Raw genomic sequence first — 20679 nt, 5'->3', positions numbered from 1 at the left:
TGCTACGGCTATGAGTGTCATTGTTTCGGATCGTCGCACGTTAATCGTAGGGCTCGGCAAGACCGGGCTTTCCTGCGTGCGTTACCTGTCCGGGCAGGGGCGTGAGATTGCCGTGGCCGATAGTCGTCTTCAGCCGCCGGGGCTGGACGAACTGAAGGCCGGTTGGCCGGACGTCCCGGTTTATCTGGGCGACTTCGATGAGGCTCTGTTTGCCGGCTTCAATGAGCTGGTGGTAAGCCCTGGAATCAGTATTGCAGAGCCGGCGATTGCCGGTGCGGCGGCTCGGGGCGCCCGGATTCGCGGCGACATCGATCTGTTTGCCGATGCGGCCGATGCGCCGATCATCGCCATCACCGGCTCTAACGGCAAAACCACAGTAACAACCCTGGTTGGGGAAATGGCACGGGCAGCGGGCCGCAATGTGCAGGTGGGCGGCAATATCGGTACGCCCGCGCTGGATTTGCTGGAGCAGGGTGCGGATCTCTATGTACTGGAGCTGTCGAGCTTTCAGCTGGAGACCACCGAAGAACTCGGGGCGCTGGCGGCCACTGTGTTGAATGTCAGTGACGATCACATGGACAGGTACCCGGACAAGATGGCGTACTTCCAGGCCAAGCAACGGATCTACCGTGGCTGCAAAAATGCCATCGTCAACCTGGACGATGCCCTGAGCACACCCATGGCTCGGGATACCCTGAGGTTTCTGTGTTTCGGCTTCAACCGCGTGAATCCGGAGACCTTCAGTACCCGGGACGATGACGAGGGCACCTGGATTACCTGGGGCCTGGAAAATCTGTTGCTGGCCAGTGAACTCCAGTTGATGGGGCGGCATAACATCAGCAACGTGATGGCAGCCCTGGCCCTGGGATACGCGGCCGGCCTGGCCATGGAGCCCATGCTGGAGGTCGCTCGCCGTTTCCGGGGGCTGCCTCATCGCTGTGAATCTGTCCGCAACCTGGATGGCGTGGATTACATCAACGATTCCAAAGGCACCAATGTTGGTGCCACGGTCGCGGCCATTGAAAGCCTGGTGCCGGAGTCAGGCAAGGTGATCCTGATCGCTGGCGGAGATGGTAAAGGGGCGGATTTCCAGCCGCTCGCGGAGCCGGTGGCCGCATGCTGTCGCGCGTTGGTACTGATTGGCCGGGATGCCGGCAAGATTTCCCGGGCGGTCGGTGCGTCGGTGCCACAGCATCGCGCAACATCCCTGCAAGAGGCGGTCAGCCTTGCCCGCCAGGCGGCTGAACCAGGCGATAGGGTGCTGTTGTCTCCGGCCTGTGCCAGTTTTGACATGTTCCGGGATTACAACGATCGCGGAGAACAGTTCCGCACCTTGGTGGAGGGGCTGTGATGCAGGCAGGCGTCAGCGTTCCTCATTATCAGGGTATGGCGGGTGAGTTGCAGCCGCTGCCGGTGCTGATTATTACCTCCGTGGCCTTGCTGGTGACCGGTGTAGTGATGATTTCGTCAGCGTCGATGGACATGGCGGCCGCCACGTTGGGCAACAGTTACCACTACGTTATTCGCCAGATCCTGTTTGCCGGTCTTGGCTGTGCCACGGCTCTTGTTGCTGTCAACGTGCCGGTCTCCTGGTGGGAACGCAGTGGCTGGCTGCTGCTGGGGATTGGCCTTCTGGTATTGGTGCTGGTACTGACGCCGCTCGGCCGCACGGTTAATGGTTCTACCCGGTGGATTCCCATGGGGCTGTTCAATGTTCAGGTGTCTGAAGTCGCCAAGCTCTGCCTCATCGCCTACCTGGCCGGTTATGTGGTCCGTCGGCGGGAAGAACTGCTCCATACCTGGCCAGGCTTCCTGAAACCCCTCGGAGTTCTGGGCGTGGCATCGGTGTTGCTGGTTATCCAGCCCGACTTCGGCGCAACGGTGGTGCTGGTGACGGCGGCGGCCGGCATGATTTTTCTCAGTGGCGTGAGGCTTAGCCGGTTCATGCCATTGATTGGCGTACTGGCGGCGCTGGGTACGATTCTGGTGGTCACCCAGCCGTACCGATTGAAGCGGGTGATCAGCTATCTCGACCCCTGGAAAGACCAGTTCGACAGTGGTTATCAGCTCACTCAGTCACTGATTGCCTTTGGTCGAGGCGAGTGGGTGGGCGTTGGCCTGGGGAACTCAGTGCAGAAACTGTTCTTCCTGCCAGAGGCCCATACGGACTTTATCTACGCGATTATTGCCGAGGAGTTCGGTCTGCTCGGAGCACTGGTGGTGCTGGGCCTGTTTGCCGCGCTGGTGGTCAGTGGCCTGGTGATTGCCCGGCGTGCGGAGAAAGCCGGTATGGCGTTCGGCGCCTGTTTCAGCTACGGCATCACGCTACTGATCGGGTTGCAGGCGGGCATCAACATGGCAGTGAGTACAGGGCTGTTGCCAACCAAAGGCTTGACCCTGCCACTGGTCAGTTATGGCGGCTCCAGCCTGATGGTTACCTGCATTGGTATCGCGGTTATCGCCCGGGTAGAGCTGGAGCGTCAGGACAGGGCCAGGGTGGCATCGGAAACAAAGGGCAACCGGACCAAAGGAGGAGCGGTGTATGACTGATTCACCTCGCCGTCGCTTCCTGATGATGGCCGGTGGTACCGGAGGCCACGTGTTTCCTGCATTGGCCACAGCCCGCGCGTTGCAGCAACGGGGACACGAGGTGCACTGGCTCGGGGCCAGCGGCGGCATGGAAGAGCGTCTGATTGGAGACACCGACATTCCGCTGTCGCTCATTCACATTTCCGGCCTGCGCGGTAAAGGCAAGCTGGCGCTGTTGCTGGCGCCATTCAGATTAATGCGCGCCTTGGGCGAAGCCTACACCCATTTGCGCCGGATCCGCCCCGACTGCGTGGTGGGCATGGGCGGTTTTGTCACCGGGCCGGGTGGTATTGCCGCCTGGCTGATGCGCAAGCCGCTGGTGATTCATGAACAGAACGCCATCGCTGGAATGACTAATCGTTGGCTCACACGTTTTTCCGAAACCGTGCTGGAAGCGTTCCCTGGCAGTTTCGGTGACCAGACGGTTACCCGCTGTACCGGCAATCCGGTGCGGGGCGAAGTGGCGTCGATGGACGAGCCCGAACAACGGTTGGCGGGCCGTAGCGGCAAGCTCCGGGTGTTGGTTGTTGGTGGCAGTCTGGGAGCCCAGGTGTTCAATCAGCAACTGCCGCAGGCGCTGGCACTGATGCCGGAGGCAGATCGCCCGGACGTGCGGCACCAGTGTGGCGAGAAAAACCTCGAGGCAGCCCAGGCGGCATACGAAGAAGCTGGAGTAAACGCCAGCGTTGAGCCCTTTATCCGCGATATGGCGGAGGCCTACGGCTGGGCTGATCTAGTGATCTGTCGTGCCGGTGCGCTGACGGTGTCTGAACTCTGTGCGGCCGGAATTGGCGCGATTTTGGTGCCATTCCCCCACGCGGTCGATGACCACCAGACCCGTAATGGCCAGCACATGGTGAAAGCCGGGGCGGCCATCCTGGTTCCACAGCCCAGGCTGACCCCGGAGGTGCTGGCGGAAACCCTGAAGGATCTGGCAACAGATCGAAAACGAATTCTGACCATGGCGAAGGCCGCCCGCTCGCTGGCCCGCCCTGATGCAACGGAGAGAGTCGTGAATTACTGTCTGGAGGCCGCCAATGGCTGATGCAACCAATCCGCCACTGGTCTATCAGGTGCCGGAAATGCGCCGAATCCGCCGCATCCATTTTGTCGGGATCGGTGGTGCCGGGATGAGCGGTATCGCCGAAGTCCTGAAGAACCAGGGCTATGACGTATCTGGCTCTGATATCCGGGACAGTGCTGTTACTGCGCGCCTGCGGGCAATGGATGTCGATGTGTACATCGGTCATCGCGCCGAAAACACCGATCAGGCCGACGTGGTGGTAGTGTCTTCGGCCGTTGCCGGCGACAACCCGGAAGTGGTCTCTGCCCGTGAACGGCGGGTACCGATTGTACCCCGGGCCGAGATGCTGGCGGAGATCATGCGCTATCGCCATGGTATCGCTGTGGCCGGTACCCACGGCAAAACCACAACCACCAGCCTGATTGCCTCCGTGTTGGGAGAGGCCGGACTGGACCCCACCTTTGTGATCGGTGGCAAACTCAACAGCGCCGGAACCAATGCCCAGTTGGGTGGTTCCCGTTACCTGGTGGCAGAAGCCGACGAAAGCGATGCGTCGTTCCTGCATCTGACACCGGTTATCTCCGTGGTCACCAACATTGAAGCTGACCACATGGACACCTACGGTGGGGATGTCGAAAAGCTCAAGCAGACCTTCGTGGACTTCCTGCACAACCTGCCGTTTTACGGTGTTGCGGTGATGTGCGTGGACGACGATTACGTTCAGGAAATCATTCCGCGCATATCCCGGGCCATTATCACTTATGGCATCGACAATCCTGATGCTGATTACCGGGCGGAGAACATTACCTCCGATGGTCTGAAAACCCGGTTCCTGGTGCGTCGCCCTGGTGGTCGGCCGGATCTCCAGGTGGAACTGAAAATGCCGGGTCGCCACAACGTCCTGAACGCCCTGGCAACGATTGCCGTGGCGACCGATGAAGGGGTGGATGACCAGGCCATCTGCCGCGGGCTGGCCGGATTTGCCGGTGTTGGTCGACGGTTCCAGGTGTACGGCGAGTACCGGACCCCGAAAGCAGCAGCGACGCTGGTGGACGACTACGGCCACCATCCTACCGAGGTGGAGGCCGTCATCCGCGCTGCCCGCGAAGCCTGGCCCCAGCGCCGGATCGTGATGCTGTATCAGCCACACCGATACACCCGCACCCGGGACCTTTACGAGGATTTCGTGCGGGTATTGTCCGAAGTGGATGGGCTGTTGCTGATGGATGTGTATTCCGCGGGTGAGCCGGCGATTCCGGGAGCGGACGGGCGGGCTCTGTGCCGGAGCATCCGGCAGCGGGGCAAGGTAGAGCCCGTGTTTGTTGAAGATAATCGTGAAATCGAGAGTCTGCTGGCCAATGTGCTGCAGGATGGCGATCTGTTGATCACCCAGGGGGCTGGCGATATCGGTGGTGTAGCGGCAAGGCTGGCAGCAGCAGGAGTCAAGGCAAGTGAGTGATCTGACCCACAACGACATTCAGCCGTATCAGGCTCACCCCGAACTGGTTCGGGCGCTGGGGCGCGTGGCTGTGTTCATGGGGGGCGATTCCGCCGAGCGGGAAGTATCCCTGAAAAGTGGCAAAGCCGTGCTGGCCGCGCTGCAGTCGGCGGGTATCGATGCGGTTGGCCGGGACATTCAGGGCTGCCTGCTGCGTACCGTGGACGAACCCGACTTCGATCGTGTGTTTATTGCCCTCCATGGCCGCGGCGGTGAGGACGGCACCCTGCAGGCGATCCTTGGGCAGGCTGGCATTCCCTATACCGGCAGTGAGGTGCTGGCATCGGCACTGGCCATGGACAAATTGCGGACCAAGTATGTGTTCGAGGGTTGCGGGCTGCCTACGCCGGCATTTCGCGCCATGACGTCAGTGGGCGAGGCTGAGGGCATTGCGACGGCACTGGGGGCGCCCCTTAGTGTGAAACCGGCCCACGAAGGTTCGAGTATCGGTATCCGTAAAGTGAGCAGCGCGGCAGAGCTGGCTGAAGCCTATGAGGCGGCAGCCCGGCTGGATGATCTGGTGCTGGTAGAGCAGTGGATCGAAGGGCCGGAGTTTACCGTCAGCCTGCTACAGGACAAAGCGTTACCGGCGATTGGCCTGAGCACCGATCACGCCTTTTACGACTATGACGCCAAGTACCTGGCGGACGATACCCGGTACCGTATTCCCTGTGGTCTGGCGCCCGATGACGAATTGAGATTGCAGCATCTGGCCCTGGATGCCTTCCGGGTGCTGGGCTGTCGCACCTGGGGACGGGTCGACATCATGCAGGATCGGGCCGGTGAGTTCTGGTTGCTTGAGGTTAACACGGTTCCCGGTATGACGGACCACAGCCTGGTGCCGATGGCCGCAAAGGCGGCCGGCATCAGTTTTGAAGAACTGGTGGTGCGAATTCTCAGGGACACGCTGGCGGAGGGCATCGATGCTTGAGACGTTGCTGATCCGGAGCCGGGCGGTACCGCCCGAACCGCCACGCCGCCGGGGGGCAACCTCTGTCGGGCCTGAGCGGGACCGGTTTGGTGTGTTGAAAGCTGTGCTGTCGGCCGTACCCTGGTTGCAGGTCGGCCTGGGCGCAACGGTGGTACTTCTGGCCGCCATGGTGCCCTGGGCAACGGACCGGATGCTGACCGCCATGGATCAGCAGATACTGGCGGTGGATGTGCGGGGCGAATTTGTTGGCGACAGCCAGACGGCTATTGAGCGAGCGGCCGGCGCCTGGATTGGCAAAAGCTATTTCGCCACCGATCTGGCTGACATCAAGGCTGAACTGGAACGGCGCCCCTGGGTGGCGTCGGCAGCGATAAAGCGAGTCTGGCCAGGCCGTCTTGAAATCGATATTCGGGAAAAGAAGCCACTGGCCTACTGGACCGATGGTCGACTGGTGAGCCGTTCAGGCGAACTGTTCTCGCCACCGAATCCGGAGGTGGCCGGAAAGCTGCCCCGTCTGGCTGGGCCGGATGAGCGGGTCAGGGACGTGATCGGTATGGCCCGGACCATGAGCGAGCAGTTGGTGGGATATGGCCTGGGTTTTGCCGGACTGGCGCTGGAGCAACGTGGCGCCTGGACCCTGACTCTCAGCAATGGCATCGAAGTGGTGCTGGGGCGAGATCAGGTAGAACAACGGTTTGAACGCTTTATCACCGTTTATGAGAACCGTCTGGCCTCGCGGGTTGATGAGGTCAGCCGGATAGATGTCCGCTACTCGAACGGGGTGGCGGTGCAGTGGAAGACGGACGTGGCTCAGGCTGCTCCGAAATCCTGATAACGATTACTACGAACCTGGGGTTTGGTGAAACACATGTCATCGGTTGAAACGGAAAACATGATTGTCGGCCTGGATATTGGAACCTCCAAGGTGGTGGCGATAGTCGGCAAGCGCAAGATGGATGGAACCATCGAAGTGGTCGGTATCGGTTCACACCCGTCCCGGGGGCTCAAACGCGGTGTTGTGGTGAACATTGAAACCACGGTACAGGCCATTCAGCGCGCGGTTGAAGAGGCCGAACTGATGGCGGGTTGTCGCATTCATTCGGTGTACGCCGGTATTGCTGGCAGCCACATCAAGAGCCTCAATTCCCACGGCATCGTGGCGATCCGGGACCGGGAAGTCACCCAGGCGGATATTGACCGGGTGATTGACGCTGCCCAGGCGGTGGCGATTCCGGCGGACCAGAAAATCCTGCACATCCTGCCTCAGGAGTTCGTCATCGATAACCAGGAAGGTATCAAGGAACCGATGGGGATGTCCGGTGTGCGGCTGGAGGCCAAAGTTCACCTGGTGACCTGTGCCGTGAATGCGGCCCAGAACATCGAGAAGTGTGTCAAACGCTGCGGGCTGGAAGTGGACGACATCATTCTGGAACAACTGGCTTCCAGCCACGCCATCCTGACCGAGGATGAAAAGGAATTGGGCGTCTGTGTGGTGGATATCGGTGGTGGTACAACCGACATTGCCGTGTTCACGGGCGGGGCAATTCGCCATACCGCCGTCATCCCGATCGCCGGTGACCAGGTGACCAACGACATTGCCATGGCGTTGCGCACGCCCACCCAGAATGCCGAGGAAATCAAGATCAAGTACGCCTGCGCCCTGACCCAACTGGCGGGTGCGGAAGAAACCATCAAGGTTCCCAGCGTGGGAGACCGGGCTCCGCGGGATCTTTCGCGTCAGGCTCTGGCGGAGGTCGTTGAGCCCCGCTATGAGGAGCTGTTCACGCTGGTGCAGTCTGAGTTGCGCCGGTCCGGGTTCGAGGATCTGATCCCGGCAGGCATCGTGATTACAGGCGGCTCGTCCACCATGGAAGGGGTGGTGGAGCTGGCTGAAGAAATCTTCCACATGCCGGTAAGACTGGCCTGTCCGCAGGCGGTTTCCGGTATGACGGAAGTGGTCAACAACCCGATATACGCCACTGGCGTCGGATTGTTGATCCATGGCTTCCGGCAAATGGATCTTGGCCGGGCGCCGGTGCTCAAGGGGGAGGAGGCTCCCTCGCTGGTTGAGCGCATGAAAGCCTGGTTCACCGGTCATTTCTGACGGTGTTCCGGTTGCAGTACACGAAGGTCTCTCGAAAAAAACACAACGATTGAAGCAACCGGCCTGGAAAGGCCGGACACAGCACGAAGGAGTAGGGGAAATGTTTGAACTCGTTGATAATGTTCAGCAGAACGCAGTTATCAAGGTCGTCGGTGTTGGCGGTGGCGGTGGCAACGCCGTTCGTCACATGCTCAACAGCGACGTGGAAGGCGTTGAATTTATCTGCGCCAACACAGATGCCCAGGCCCTGAAGGACCTGGACGCACGTCAGATTATTCAGCTGGGTGGCAACATCACCAAGGGCCTGGGTGCGGGTGCCAATCCGGAAGTCGGTCGCCAGTCTGCACTGGAAGATCGCGACCGTATTGCTGAAGCTCTGAGCGGCTCCGATATGGTGTTCATCACCGCCGGCATGGGTGGCGGTACCGGTACCGGAGCAGCCCCCGTGGTTGCTGAAGTTGCCCGTGAGCTGGGTATCCTGACGGTTGCGGTGGTTACCAAGCCGTTCCAGTTTGAAGGCGGCAAGCGCATGAGTGTGGCTGAAGCCGGTCTGAAAGAACTGGAAGAGAGCGTTGACTCCCTGATTACCATTCCCAATGAAAAGCTGTTGGCAGTCATGGGCAAGAAAACCAGCCTGCTGGATGCCTTTGCCTCCGCCAATGATGTGTTGCTGGGTGCGGTTCAGGGCATTGCTGACCTGATTACCCGCAACGGTATGATCAACGTCGACTTTGCCGACGTGAAAACGGTTATGTCCGAGATGGGCATGGCGATGATGGGTACCGGTCGCGCCACCGGCGAGAATCGTGCCCGTGAAGCCGCAGAAGCCGCGGTTCGCAGCCCGCTGCTCGAAGATATCAACCTGCAGGGTGCCAAGGGTATTCTGGTCAATATCACCGCTGGTATGGACCTGAATCTGGGCGAGTTCTCCGAAGTGGGCGACATTGTGCGCGAATTCGCGTCCGATTCAGCCACTGTGGTGGTCGGTACCGTGATCGATCCGGAAATGACCGACGAGCTCAAGGTTACTGTTGTGGCGACTGGCCTGGGTGGCGAGCGCGAGAAGCCGACCAAGGTGGTGGACAACACCCGTACCCTCGATGGCAAGACCGATTACAACCAGCTGGATCGCCCGGCCGTGTTGCGTCGTCGTGCGGTTGCCCAGGGTAATGTGGCGCTGGATCAGAGCAAAGAAAGCGAAGAACAGGGCGTGGACTATCTCGATATTCCCGCATTCCTTCGCCGGCAGGCTGATTGATAATCTGTTTCAACCGTGGCAGGGCTGGCTTTACTGTGAATCAGAAAGCATAAGCTTCCGCCTAAGTTGAGCTGATGCGCCATAGCTCATGACTATTGCAAAGGTTAAGTAAAGTCATGTTGGTTAAATGGTACTCAGTCTTGAATTCTGATATTCTCCGGGCAGTTTTTTGCTCAGAATATCGACTTTTTGTGACGGAATAATGAACCGATGATCAGACAACGGACACTCAAAAACACCATCCGCGCGACCGGTGTTGGCCTGCATTCCGGGGAAAAGGTATACCTGACCCTGAAGCCAGCACCCGTCGACACGGGGATCATCTTCCGCCGCACGGACCTCGACCCGATGGTCGAAATCCGTGCCTGTGCGGAGAATGTGGGTGAGACCATGCTGTCCACGACGCTGGTAAAAGACGGTGTCCGTGTGGCGACGGTAGAGCATCTGCTCTCCGCCATGGCTGGTCTCGGCATCGACAACTGTTTTGTCGAGCTCAGCGCTGCAGAAGTGCCGATCATGGATGGCTCTGCCGGGCCGTTCGTGTTCCTGCTTCAGTCTGCCGGTATCTCCGAGCAGGAAGCGGCCAAGCGTTTTATCCGCATCAAGCGCGAAGTCACTGTGGAAGAGGGCGACAAAAAAGCCACCTTCCTGCCGTTCGAAGGCTTCAAGGTGAGCTTCGGGATTGATTTTGATCACCCGGTCTTCAAGGGCCGTGCCCAGACAGCGACCGTGGACTTTTCCAGCACCTCCTTTGTGAAGGAAGTGTCCCGCGCCAGAACCTTCGGGTTCATGCGTGATATCGAAAAGTTGCGAGCGATGAACCTGGCACTGGGTGGCAGCGTGGATAATGCGATTGTGGTGGACGACTACAAGATCCTCAATGAGGACGGTCTCCGCTACGATGACGAGTTCGTCAAGCACAAGGTACTGGATGCCATCGGCGATCTCTATCTGCTGGGCAACAGCCTGATTGGTGAGTTCCGTGGTATCAAATCAGGTCACGACCTGAACAACAAGCTGCTGCGCAAGCTCAGGGCAGAAGAAGATGCATGGGAAGTAGTGACCTTCGATGATGAAGCCACTGCGCCTATCTCTTATATGAAACCTGTGCTGGCGGCGGGTTAAGGCGGGAAGCCTTAATCCCGGACGTGGCTGGCGAGTTTTTCGAGAACCTCGCGTAGAGCTTTATCCTTCGTGTGCCCGGCTTCCTCCTGGAGGAGCCGGGCATTTTCTTTGCTGAGCGGCTCTTTTACCGGTTTGCGTCGGCTGGCGAATCTGGGTGGGCTGACCTTGATTCTGACCTTCCAGACGTAGCGGAACAGTTCATTCTCCCTCAGTGCCGACATGATCTCGTGCTGGCGGAAGCGCAGTCGCGTGGCTTTGCTTGCATTATCAGTAGACAGCACCAGTTCCCCCTCCCGACAGCTGACGAATCGGGTACCCTCGGACAGTTCTGCGGGAATGGCCGCGAGTACCAGTTGTTCGGCCTGCAGGTGCAGTTCGGCTTTGGACATCAGCTCTTTGAGCGTATTGTTGCCAGCCGACCCTTTGCCAAAGATCATTTTTTGATCATTTTTTTCCGTCATGGTCGCTTTTTTCTCGACGAGCCTGTTTACGATTGGTTACACTTCGGCACGCTTTGTGCGTAGCGCCATTGTTACTCTCGTTTTACATTGTCACGAGTGAGAGAGTCTACCGGGCGCTGCGATTATTCAGTACGTAGTTGTTGCCAAGGATAGCAGACCCGCTCGGAATATTTCCGGGTCGCAGCACTACAGGGATACGGTTGCGGCTCAACAATGAAACCGAAAGACGATATGAACGTAATTTTCGTAGGCAAACGTCACGGTCAGTCCAGGGCAATACCGCTGAATGGGCCGCTGTTGTGTGGCCTGGTCTTTCTGGTGTTGGCCACGCTGGCGGCAGCCGGATGGGCTGGCTATCAGGTGGCGATCAGTCAGTTTGAAGCTCGGCAACCCACCGAGTCTGAGCTTGTGGCGGGCTGGAAAGAAAGGCTGCAAGATCAGAAGGACGAAGTCGCCCGGGTTCGTGAGAACGTGCAGCAGCAGATTGATGCGCTGACCCTTCGGCTGGGCCAGATTCAGGGTCGTCTGCTGCGCCTGGATGCGCTCGGCCAGCGATTCGTGGAAACCGGCATGGTCGCCAGCGATGAATTCAATTTTGACAAGCCGGCAGCGGTTGGTGGCCCCGAAGAAGATGCGCTACCCGGGGATTCCTACACGGCTCCCGAGCTGACGGACATGATCAATCAGCTGGAACAGCAGATCAACGATCGTGAAAAGCAACTGCGCCTGCTCGATAAAGTCGCTTCCCGCAAAAAGCTGGAAGATGAGCTCTATGTGCAGGGGCGGCCGATCACCTGGGGCTGGCTCTCGTCCAAATACGGATACCGCTCGGATCCTTTTACCGGAAAACGTACCTGGCATGCCGGTGTTGATCTGGCGGGCAAGGAAGGCAGCGACATTATTGCCGTGGCGGCTGGTGTTGTAACCTGGGCCGACGAGCGTTATGGCTACGGAAATCTGGTTGAAATCGACCATGGCGACGGCCTGGTTACCCGGTATGCCCACGCCAAGGCCATCAAGGTTAAGGTTGGGGATGTGGTGCAGAAAAGCCAGGTTGTTGCACTGATGGGCAGCACCGGCCGGTCCACCGGCCCCCATGTGCATTTTGAAGTTATCCGCAATGGTAAATCCGAAAATCCCGTGAAATACATCCAGCGCGCAAGCCGCTGATTCCATTCCCGTGAACCCCGCCTTTTGTCCTGTCGCCAAATAAGGTTAGAATGCCGGCTTCCTCCGTTTAACTGAAGAAGCAGTGGTCTATGTTCACAAAGCTTGCAACCAAGATGTTCGGCAGTAAGAACGCCAGAGAAATCAAGAGGATGCGCAAAGTAGTTACGCGTATCAATGAACTTGAGGAACAGTTTGGCGCATTGTCTGACACCGAGTTGCAAGGCAAGACTGCTGAGTTCCGGCGCAGACTTGATGAAGGTGAAGCGCTGGACAGCCTGCTGCCTGAAGTGTTTGCCACAGTGCGGGAGGCCAGCCGCCGGGTGATGGGCATGCGCCACTACGATGTCCAGCTCATCGGGGGCATGACCCTGCATGAAGGTCGAATCGCCGAAATGAAGACCGGTGAAGGGAAAACTCTGGTGGCTACCGCCGCGGTCTACCTGAATGCGCTTCCCGGTAAAGGCGTGCACGTGGTAACCGTGAACGATTACCTGGCTCGCCGTGACGCCGAGTGGATGGGCAAACTTTACCGTTTCCTCGGCATGCAGGTGGGAGTGGTGGCGTCGGGCCAGCCGCCGGAAGAAAAGCGTGCCGCCTATCAGGCGGATATCACCTATGGCACCAATAACGAGTTCGGTTTCGACTATCTGCGCGACAACATGGCCTTCAGCATTGAGGACAAGGTTCAGCGCGGTCTTAACTTTGCCATTGTCGATGAAGTCGATTCCATCCTGATCGACGAGGCCCGTACCCCGCTCATTATTTCCGGTGCCGCTGAGGATTCTTCCAAACTGTATCAGGCCGTCAATGCTCTGGTGCCGAGTCTTGAGAAAGGTGAGGTGAGCGAGGAAGGTGAATCCTCCGGTGACTTCACCATTGATGAGAAATCCCGTCAGGTTGAACTGACCGAATCCGGTCATGAGAAGGTTGAAGATCTGCTGCTTGGTCAGGGCCTGCTGAAGGAGGGCGAAAGCCTGTATTCGGCTGCCAACCTGAGCCTGCTGCACCATGTGCACTCGGCGCTTCGCGCCCATCACCTGTTCCAGAAAGACGTGGATTACATTGTCCAGGGCGGTCAGGTGGTGATCGTAGATGAACACACTGGCCGGACCATGCCTGGTCGCCGGTGGAGCGAAGGTCTGCATCAGGCGATTGAAGCAAAAGAAGGTCTCAAGATTCAGGCCGAAAGTCAGACGCTGGCGTCGACTACCTTCCAGAACTATTTCCGTCTCTATGACAAGCTGGCCGGTATGACCGGTACCGCCGATACCGAAGCTTTCGAATTCCGCCAGATTTACGGTCTGGACGTGGTGGTTATTCCGCCGAACAAGCCTATTCAGCGGATTGATTACAACGACCTGGTGTACCTGACCCAGGAAGAGAAGTTCCACGCTATCATCGACGAAATCAAGGATGTGACCGCAGAAGGGCGGCCCATTCTGGTGGGCACCGCGTCCATCGAAGCCTCCGAACTTCTGTCCATGCTGCTGAAGAAGGCGCGCATTGACCACAAGATCCTGAACGCCAAACAGCACGAATCCGAAGCCCTGATTATTGCCCAGGCAGGGCGCCCGGGTGCGGTTACCATCGCCACCAATATGGCGGGTCGGGGTACCGATATTGTCCTCGGTGGCAACTGGGAGTACGAAGTTGCGGCCCTGGATAATCCCTCGGAAGAGGAAGTGGCTCGCATGAAGGCGGAGTGGACTGAGCGCCACAACCAGGTACTGGACGCCGGTGGCTTGCACATCATCGGTACCGAGCGCCACGAGTCCCGCCGGATTGATAACCAGCTCCGGGGTCGTGCCGGTCGTCAGGGGGATCCGGGCTCTTCCCGATTCTTCCTCTCGCTGGAGGACAACCTGATGCGGATCTTTGCGCCGGAGCGCGTGAAGAATCTGATGCAGGCCATGGGCATGAAGAAAGGTGAAGCCATCGAGCACCGGATGGTCACCAATGCCATTGAAAAGTCGCAGCGCAAGGTCGAAGGCCGCAACTTCGATATGCGTAAAACGCTGCTTGAATACGACGATGTCGCCAACGATCAGCGTACGGTCATTTACGAGCAGCGCAACGAGGTGATGGCGTCCAACGATATTTCCGAGATGATCGATACCATCCGTGAAGACGTGGTGGATTCGGTGGTCAGTGAGTTTATTCCGCCGCAAAGCATGCCCGAACAGTGGGATGTGCAGGGGCTGGAGGCTCAGTTGCAGTCCGAGATGGCGATTGAGCTGCCCATCCAGCAGTGGCTGAAGGACGACAATAAACTGTATGAAGACAATCTTCGCCAGAAGATTCTCGACGCCATTGTGGCTGAGTACAAGGCCAAGGAAGAAGTGGCCGGTTCCGAAGCCATGCGCAAGTTTGAGAAGCAGGTGTTCCTGCAGGTGCTGGATACCCTGTGGAAGGAGCATTTGTCCAACATGGATCACCTGCGCCGGGGTATCCATCTGCGTGGCTACGCTCAGAAGAACCCGAAGCAGGAATACAAGCGCGAGGCGTTTAACCTGTTCGAAACCATGCTCGATACCATGAAGCGTGACGTTACCCGGGTTTTGTGCCATGTGCGGGTTCAGAGCCAGGAGGAAATGGCGGAAATCGAACGTCGACGCAAGGAAGAGCTGGAGCGGGAAATGGCGCGCGCCAAACTCCGTCACGAGCAGGCCAGTGCCGCCCAGGCAGAAGGCGAGGGTGACGATGGCCAGCAGGGCCAGCAGGCAACCCCGGAGACCTTTGTCCGCCAGGAGCGCAAGGTCGGTCGTAACGAGCCTTGTCCCTGCGGGTCTGGCAAAAAATACAAGCAATGCTGCGGAAAGGTGAGCTGACCAGCCACCGAGTAGCCGGAAACCAGAACCCGCAATTCGCCAGTGCGCTGGCGCTTGCGGGTTCTGTCGTTTGAAGATCAGGAAAATTCAAGGAGACAGGCATGGCGGTAGGTCCAGGAACCTTACCCGATTTCTTCCCGGTGGCGGGAATCAAGCTGGGCATAGCCAGTGCGGGGATCAAAAAGCCCGGCAGAAAAGACATCGTGGTGTTTGAGCTGGCGCCGGAAACCCGGGTAGCGGGTATTTTTACCCGCAACCAGTTCTGTGCGGCCCCAGTGGTCCTCAGTCGCCGCCACCTGTCCCAGGATGCTCCGCGATATCTGTTGATCAACACCGGCAATGCCAACGCCGGTACCGGCGAACGGGGCCTGACGGACGCCGCGGCCTGCTGCGAGGCGCTGGCGAAAGAGGCGGGCATTTCTGCCAGCCAGGTATTGCCATTCTCTACCGGGGTGATTGGAGAGCCATTGCCGGTCGCCAAGATTGTCAGTGCACTGCCAGAGGCTCTGGCCGACACCCGGGAAGACCGCTGGGCAGAGGCGGCATCCGGCATCATGACCACCGATACCCGCCCTAAAGGCGCGTCTCGGCAGCTGGATCTGGATGGCCATCGGGTGACCATTTCCGGAATCAGCAAGGGCGCGGGCATGATTCGCCCCAACATGGCCACCATGCTCGGCTTCATCGCTACCGATGCCCGTCTTGCGCCGGAGGTACTGCAAACGCTGGCTTCTGAGCTCGGCGAGAAGTCGTTCAACCGCATTACCATTGACGGCGACACCTCCACCAACGATGCCTGCATGCTGATGGCCAGTGGCCAGTATGGCGGGCCTGAGATTACCGCCGACAGCCCGCTGCTGCCGGAACTGCGGGCGGCCTTGCAGGACGTGTACCTGGAACTGGCCCACGCCATTGTCCGGGATGGCGAGGGGGCTACCAAATTCGTCACCATTGATGTCAGCGGCGCAGCCAGCCAGCAAGAAGCGCTTGATGTAGCCTATACCGTGGCGCACTCCCCGCTGGTGAAAACCGCCCTGTTCGCTTCAGACCCGAACTGGGGGCGTATCCTGGCGGCCGTTGGTCGTGCCGGTGTGGAGAATCTGGACCTCAATGCCCTTGAAATTTACCTGGGCGATGTCTGCCTGGTGCGCAACGGTGGCCGTGCCGACGACTACTCCGAGGCTCGGGGCCAGGCGGTGATGGATCAGGAAGAGATCACCATTGCTATTGACCTGAAGCGGGGCAATGTCCGGGAAACGGTCTGGACCTGTGATTTTTCCCATGATTACGTGACCATCAATGCCGAATACCGTACCTGAGTCTGTCGAGGGTCTTTCGGCTAACCGTAAGACTGTTCATGTAGCGGTGGGCGTGATCGTTCGCGATGGTCGTGTCCTGATTGCAAGGCGCCCGGACACAGCCCATCAGGGCGGTTTGCTGGAGTTTCCGGGTGGTAAGGTCGAGCCCGGAGAAACCGTCCAGCAGGCATTGTGTCGGGAAATCGCCGAAGAGACCGGGCTGGTTCTGACTGAGGACAGCCTGGAGCCGGTGATTGGCATACGTCACGACTACGGCGACAAGTGTGTGTTTCTTGATGTCTGGTCAAGCCACTCGGCTCAGGGCGAGCCAGAGGGTAAAGAAGGTCAGCCGGTCAGCTGGCTGGCTCCTGAGGCGCTCAAGGACGAAGAGTTTCCTGCCGCTAACCGGCCCATCATCAGAGCGCTGCGATTGCCCCATCGGCTGGCGGTTACCGGAACAATTGAGGATGCGCCGGCAGGCCTGGCCAGACTCGGTGCCGCTCTCGACCGGGGGCAGCCGGATTCACTGGTGGTGCTTCGCGCTCCGACCCTCTCCGGGGCTGCGTACCTTGAGCTGGCCGCAGCGGCTCTGGGCGGGTGCCGGGAAAGGGGCGTCGGGTTGATTCTGCATGGGGCGGCAGACCTGTGTCGGGCCGTTCCAGATGTCCAGGGCGTTCACCTGCCCTGGTGCGAGGCGCAGCTGCATTCAGAACGCCCTGTCAGCGACGATTACTGGTTGGGTGTGTCTTGCCATAGTGCTGAGCAATTGCGCTATGCAGAGCGTCTGGGGGCGGATTACGTGGTCCTGGGTAATGTGCTGGAGACGCCCAGCCATCCGGGGCAGCCCGGAATCGGGTGGGCTGCTTTTCAGGCGTTGGCCGCAACGGCAAATGTGCCGGTTTACGGTATCGGAGGTCTCGGACCTGAGCACCAGTCCCGGGCCCGCGCGCTTGGTGGCCAGGGCGTGGCTGGTATCGGTTTCTGGTGGTAGCCATCTGTGGCCCGGGGCGATTACGGATTCCAACCAGGCCCGGGCCATGCCAAAGTAACCTCTTCAACAGATCAATCGGAGTTTTCTGTGACAAAACTGACCCATCTGGATGACAAGGGCGAAGCCCGAATGGTGGATGTCACCGACAAAGCGGTGACGGAACGCGAGGCCAGAGCCGAGGCCTGTGTCCGGATGGCTCCGGAAACCCTGAGAATGATCCTGGAAGGTGAGCACCCCAAGGGGGATGTGCTGGCGACGGCCAGGATAGCAGGCATCATGGCTGCGAAACGAACCCACGACCTGATTCCCCTGTGCCATGCGCTTAACCTGACCTCCGTGAAAGTCGAACTGAGGGCTGGCGATGATGGCGCCTCTGTGGCGATCGAGACCCGGTGCAAACTGGCCGGTCAGACCGGTGTTGAAATGGAAGCGCTGACGGCCGCGAGTGTGGCCGCCCTGACCATTTACGATATGTGTAAGGCGGTCGACAAAGGTATGGTGATCGATAATCTGCGTCTGCTGGAAAAGAAAGGCGGCCGCTCCGGCCACTGGCAGGCCCGGGAGCAATGATCTGAAGCCTGGCGGCGACCGTAACCTTTCGGGTACTGCATAATCCGGAGGGGAACTGTGTCGACACTACGCCAGGCAAGCAGCCGCATGATAGAATGCCCGCCCAATTTGTCCGAACCACGAGGAAACACAGTGGCTGTTCGTTACATTGAAACCTGCCGTTTGCCCACCCCCTTTGGTGTGTTTGATATGCACGGCTTTGAGGAGCCGGACACCGGGAAGGAGCATGTGGCGCTGACGTTGGGGGACATTGATAGCGCAGAACCACTGCTGGCACGAACCCACTCAGAGTGTCTGACGGGCGATGCCCTGTACAGCATGCGTTGTGACTGTGGTTATCAGCTGGAAGAAGCGTTGCGCAGTATCGCCCGGGAGGGTCGGGGTATTCTGATGTACTTGCGTCAGGAAGGCCGCGGTATCGGATTGCTGAACAAGATCCGGGCCTACCGTCTGCAGGACCAGGGCGCCGACACCGTGGAAGCGAATGAGCGTCTGGGCTTTGGCGCAGATCTCCGGGATTACAGCATGTGCAAAGACATGCTTGAGCACCTGGGCATCAAAAGCCTGCGCTTGATGACCAACAACCCGCGCAAGGTGAAGGCGCTGGAATCTTACGGCATCAACATTGCCGAGCGCGTGCCTTTGCATGTGGGCCGCAACCCGCACAACGAGCACTACCTGAACACCAAACAGAGCAAACTGGGCCACTGGCTGGAAACCCACCAGGACGACGACCCGGTCTGATGGATCTCTGGCGGATCAGTGCTGATCCGCCTTCGTTCCCGAGTTATTTAGCCGCCACCACTGTCGGGTATCCGAGCTGCTCCATTCGACGGGCAATGCTGCGACGAATACCGTCTGCATCCAGCCCGCAGTCCCGCAGTAATTCCTTGTGCTGACCGTGCTCAACGAACGCGTCCGGCAGTCCCAGTTGTAATACCGGCATGGAAACCTGGCGGGCATTCAGGAATTCCGTCACCGCGCTGCCCGCGCCACCGGCAATAACGTTTTCTTCCAGGGTGACCAGCAGGTCGTGGGTTTCCGCCAGTTCCAGTACCAGGGCCTCATCCAGAGGCTTGACGAAGCGCATGTCGGCGACCGTGGCGCCCAAGGCTTCTGCTGCCTCCAGTCCCGGCGCCAACAGAGTGCCGAAATTAAGGATGGCAATACTGCTACCGTCGCGTACGCGCCGGCCCTTGCCGATGGGCAGTGGGGTGAGTTGCTGCTGGATTTCGGCCCCAGGTCCGGTGCCCCGGGGGTAGCGAACGGCAGCCGGGCCGCTGTATTCAAGGCCGGTGTGCAGTAGCTGTCGGGTTTCGTTTTCGTCCGACGGCGTCATCACCAGCATGTTGGGAATGCAGCGTAGATAGCTGATGTCGAAGGCGCCAGCGTGGGTGGGGCCGTCTTCGCCGACCAGGCCCGCACGATCAATGGCAAACAGGACGTCCAGGTTCTGGATGGCGACATCGTGTACCAACTGGTCATAGGCTCGCTGCAGAAATGTTGAGTAAATGGCCACGACCGGCTTGGCACCATCGCAAGCCAGACCCGCCGCCAGGGTGACCGCATGCTGCTCGGCAATGGCGACATCAAAATAGCGATCCGGGAAACGCTCTGAAAAGGCCAGCAGGTCTGAACCCTCGCACATGGCGGGGGTAATTCCGGCTACCCGGCTGTCCTGTTCGGCGGCATCGCATAGCCACTGCCCGAAGACGTTGGCGTATTTAGGGCTGGCCGGTTTCGGCTTCACCGGTTCCGGCTTGCTGGCGGGCACCGGTTCAATCTTGTTGATGGCATGGTAGCCAATCGGGTCCGCTTCGGCAGGGGCAAAACCTTTGCCTTTGGTTGTGACCACGTGCAGGAACTGCGGGCCTTCCAGCTCACGGATGTTCTCCAGGGTTTCCACCAGCAAGGGCAGGTCGTGGCCGTCGATGGGGCCAATATAGTTGAACCCCAGCTCCTCAAACAGCGTGCCGGGCGCAATCATACCCTTGAAATGCTCTTCGGTTTTCTTTGCCAGGGCCATCAGGTGAGGAGTGCCTTTGAGCACCTTCTTGCTGCTGTCGCGCACCTGATTGTAGGTACGGCTGGAGAGCAGCTTGGCGAAATAGTTGGAAAGCCCGCCGACGTTGCGTGAAATCGACATGTCGTTGTCGTTCAGCACCACCAGCATGTCGGCATGAAGGTGTCCGGCATGATTCAGGGCTTCAAAGGCCATACCCGCGGTCATGGCACCATCCCCGATAACGGCAATGCTCTTGCGGCCGGTGTTCTGCATCCGGGCGGCGATTGCCATGCCCAGTGCCGCGCTGATGGATGTGCTCGAATGACCTACGCCGAAGGTGTCGTACTCGCTCTCTGCCCGTTTCGGGAAGCCGGCCAGGCCTCCTTTACGGCGAATGCTGCCCATTTGTTCCTTGCGACCGGTCAGAATCTTGTGGGGATAGGCCTGGTGGCCGACGTCCCATACCAGCCGGTCTTCGGGGGTATTGAAAACGTAGTGCAGGGCCACCGTCAGTTCGAGCACGCCAAGGCCAGCGCCGAAATGACCACCGGTCTGGCCCACTGACCACAGCAAGAACGCTCGCAATTCCCTGGCCAGCCGGGGCAAGTCCTCAGCTGGCAGTTCACGCAGCTGGGATGGCACGTCTATCCGGTCGAGCAACGGCGTATTGGGTCGCTGCGACGGGATTTCCCTGAAAATGTATGTGTCCTGCATCAGCTCGGGTCTTTATCGGAATGTGGGTTCTATGGCTGGCATTATAAGGGAACAGGCGGCCCGGTTTCATACATCCCGGGCCAGTTGTTACAAAATGGTGATGCTTGGCCTTG

General features: G+C 59.2%; 16 protein-coding genes and 1 pseudogene. 15 read left to right on the top strand and 2 right to left on the bottom strand.

Going from position 1 to position 20679, the window contains the following annotated elements; genetic code table 11:
• The first annotated feature begins 10 nt into the window (after positions 1 to 10).
• The 9 genes and pseudogenes from murD to lpxC all read left to right on the top strand — a co-directional run bounded on the left by murD (position 11) and on the right by lpxC (position 10529).
• The gene (gene murD / locus ACSSVV_RS07115) at positions 11 to 1351 is read left to right on the top strand and encodes a UDP-N-acetylmuramoyl-L-alanine--D-glutamate ligase (RefSeq protein ID WP_011785913.1); all 1341 of its coding nucleotides are present in this window, start codon (positions 11 to 13) and stop codon (positions 1349 to 1351) included.
• Positions 1351 to 2550: a putative lipid II flippase FtsW gene (ftsW, locus tag ACSSVV_RS07110; protein ID WP_011785912.1), complete on the top strand. Its 1200-nt coding sequence runs from the start codon at positions 1351 to 1353 to the stop codon at positions 2548 to 2550. Before murD ends, ftsW begins: the two co-directional genes overlap by 1 nt.
• Positions 2543 to 3634, top strand: a complete 1092-nt coding sequence (gene murG, locus ACSSVV_RS07105; RefSeq protein WP_011785911.1) for an undecaprenyldiphospho-muramoylpentapeptide beta-N-acetylglucosaminyltransferase — start codon at positions 2543 to 2545, stop codon at positions 3632 to 3634. The genes ftsW and murG overlap by 8 nt, the downstream gene beginning before the upstream one ends.
• Positions 3627 to 5072, top strand: coding sequence for a UDP-N-acetylmuramate--L-alanine ligase (gene murC / locus ACSSVV_RS07100; protein ID WP_011785910.1), 1446 nt, complete (start codon positions 3627 to 3629; stop codon positions 5070 to 5072). The genes murG and murC overlap by 8 nt, the downstream gene beginning before the upstream one ends.
• The gene (locus tag ACSSVV_RS07095) at positions 5065 to 6042 is read left to right on the top strand and encodes a D-alanine--D-alanine ligase (protein WP_454105775.1); all 978 of its coding nucleotides are present in this window, start codon (positions 5065 to 5067) and stop codon (positions 6040 to 6042) included. Before murC ends, ACSSVV_RS07095 begins: the two co-directional genes overlap by 8 nt.
• Entirely contained in the window at positions 6035 to 6874 is an 840-nt protein-coding gene (locus ACSSVV_RS07090; RefSeq protein ID WP_011785908.1) for a cell division protein FtsQ/DivIB, read from the top strand. The genes ACSSVV_RS07095 and ACSSVV_RS07090 overlap by 8 nt, the downstream gene beginning before the upstream one ends.
• A 36-nt stretch (positions 6875 to 6910) precedes the next feature.
• Complete coding sequence (gene ftsA, locus ACSSVV_RS07085) at positions 6911 to 8146, top strand: cell division protein FtsA (protein WP_011785907.1); 1236 nt, start codon at positions 6911 to 6913, stop codon at positions 8144 to 8146.
• Positions 8147 to 8246: 100 nt separating this feature from the next.
• Positions 8247 to 9236, top strand: a pseudogene (gene ftsZ / locus ACSSVV_RS07080) (cell division protein FtsZ); the annotation flags it as partial.
• Positions 9237 to 9614: 378 nt separating this feature from the next.
• Complete coding sequence (gene lpxC, locus ACSSVV_RS07075) at positions 9615 to 10529, top strand: UDP-3-O-acyl-N-acetylglucosamine deacetylase (RefSeq protein WP_011785905.1); 915 nt, start codon at positions 9615 to 9617, stop codon at positions 10527 to 10529.
• Positions 10530 to 10540: 11 nt separating this feature from the next.
• Here the strand turns inward: lpxC and ACSSVV_RS07070 are convergent, their stop codons facing one another.
• Positions 10541 to 10990: a DUF721 domain-containing protein gene (locus ACSSVV_RS07070; RefSeq protein WP_011785904.1), complete on the bottom strand. Its 450-nt coding sequence runs from the start codon at positions 10988 to 10990 to the stop codon at positions 10541 to 10543.
• A gap of 231 nt (positions 10991 to 11221) precedes the next feature.
• Between ACSSVV_RS07070 and ACSSVV_RS07065 the strand changes: the two genes are divergently transcribed.
• From ACSSVV_RS07065 to ribA, 6 genes are all read left to right on the top strand, one after another.
• On the top strand, positions 11222 to 12160 hold the full coding sequence (locus ACSSVV_RS07065; protein WP_014420640.1) for a M23 family metallopeptidase: 939 nt from the start codon (positions 11222 to 11224) through the stop codon (positions 12158 to 12160).
• 89 nt (positions 12161 to 12249) lie between these two features.
• Complete coding sequence (gene secA / locus ACSSVV_RS07060; protein ID WP_011785902.1) at positions 12250 to 14988, top strand: preprotein translocase subunit SecA; 2739 nt, start codon at positions 12250 to 12252, stop codon at positions 14986 to 14988.
• Positions 14989 to 15089: 101 nt separating this feature from the next.
• Complete coding sequence (argJ, locus tag ACSSVV_RS07055; RefSeq protein ID WP_011785901.1) at positions 15090 to 16307, top strand: bifunctional glutamate N-acetyltransferase/amino-acid acetyltransferase ArgJ; 1218 nt, start codon at positions 15090 to 15092, stop codon at positions 16305 to 16307.
• Positions 16288 to 17277 (top strand): Nudix family hydrolase, encoded by a 990-nt coding sequence (locus ACSSVV_RS07050; RefSeq protein ID WP_011785900.1) that lies wholly within the window; start codon positions 16288 to 16290, stop codon positions 17275 to 17277. Before argJ ends, ACSSVV_RS07050 begins: the two co-directional genes overlap by 20 nt.
• Positions 17278 to 17364: 87 nt before the next feature.
• Complete coding sequence (gene moaC, locus ACSSVV_RS07045) at positions 17365 to 17847, top strand: cyclic pyranopterin monophosphate synthase MoaC (RefSeq protein WP_011785899.1); 483 nt, start codon at positions 17365 to 17367, stop codon at positions 17845 to 17847.
• A 132-nt stretch (positions 17848 to 17979) separates the two neighbouring features.
• Entirely contained in the window at positions 17980 to 18591 is a 612-nt protein-coding gene (gene ribA / locus ACSSVV_RS07040; RefSeq protein WP_014420644.1) for a GTP cyclohydrolase II, read from the top strand.
• A gap of 43 nt (positions 18592 to 18634) precedes the next feature.
• On the opposite strand, the gene dxs is transcribed toward ribA, so the two are convergent.
• Complete coding sequence (gene dxs, locus ACSSVV_RS07035) at positions 18635 to 20566, bottom strand: 1-deoxy-D-xylulose-5-phosphate synthase (protein WP_369612310.1); 1932 nt, start codon at positions 20564 to 20566, stop codon at positions 18635 to 18637.
• Positions 20567 to 20679 lie beyond the last annotated feature (113 nt).

Source organism: Marinobacter sp. MBR-105 (assembly GCF_053628895.1).
This window is presented reverse-complemented; position numbering and strand designations above follow the sequence as displayed.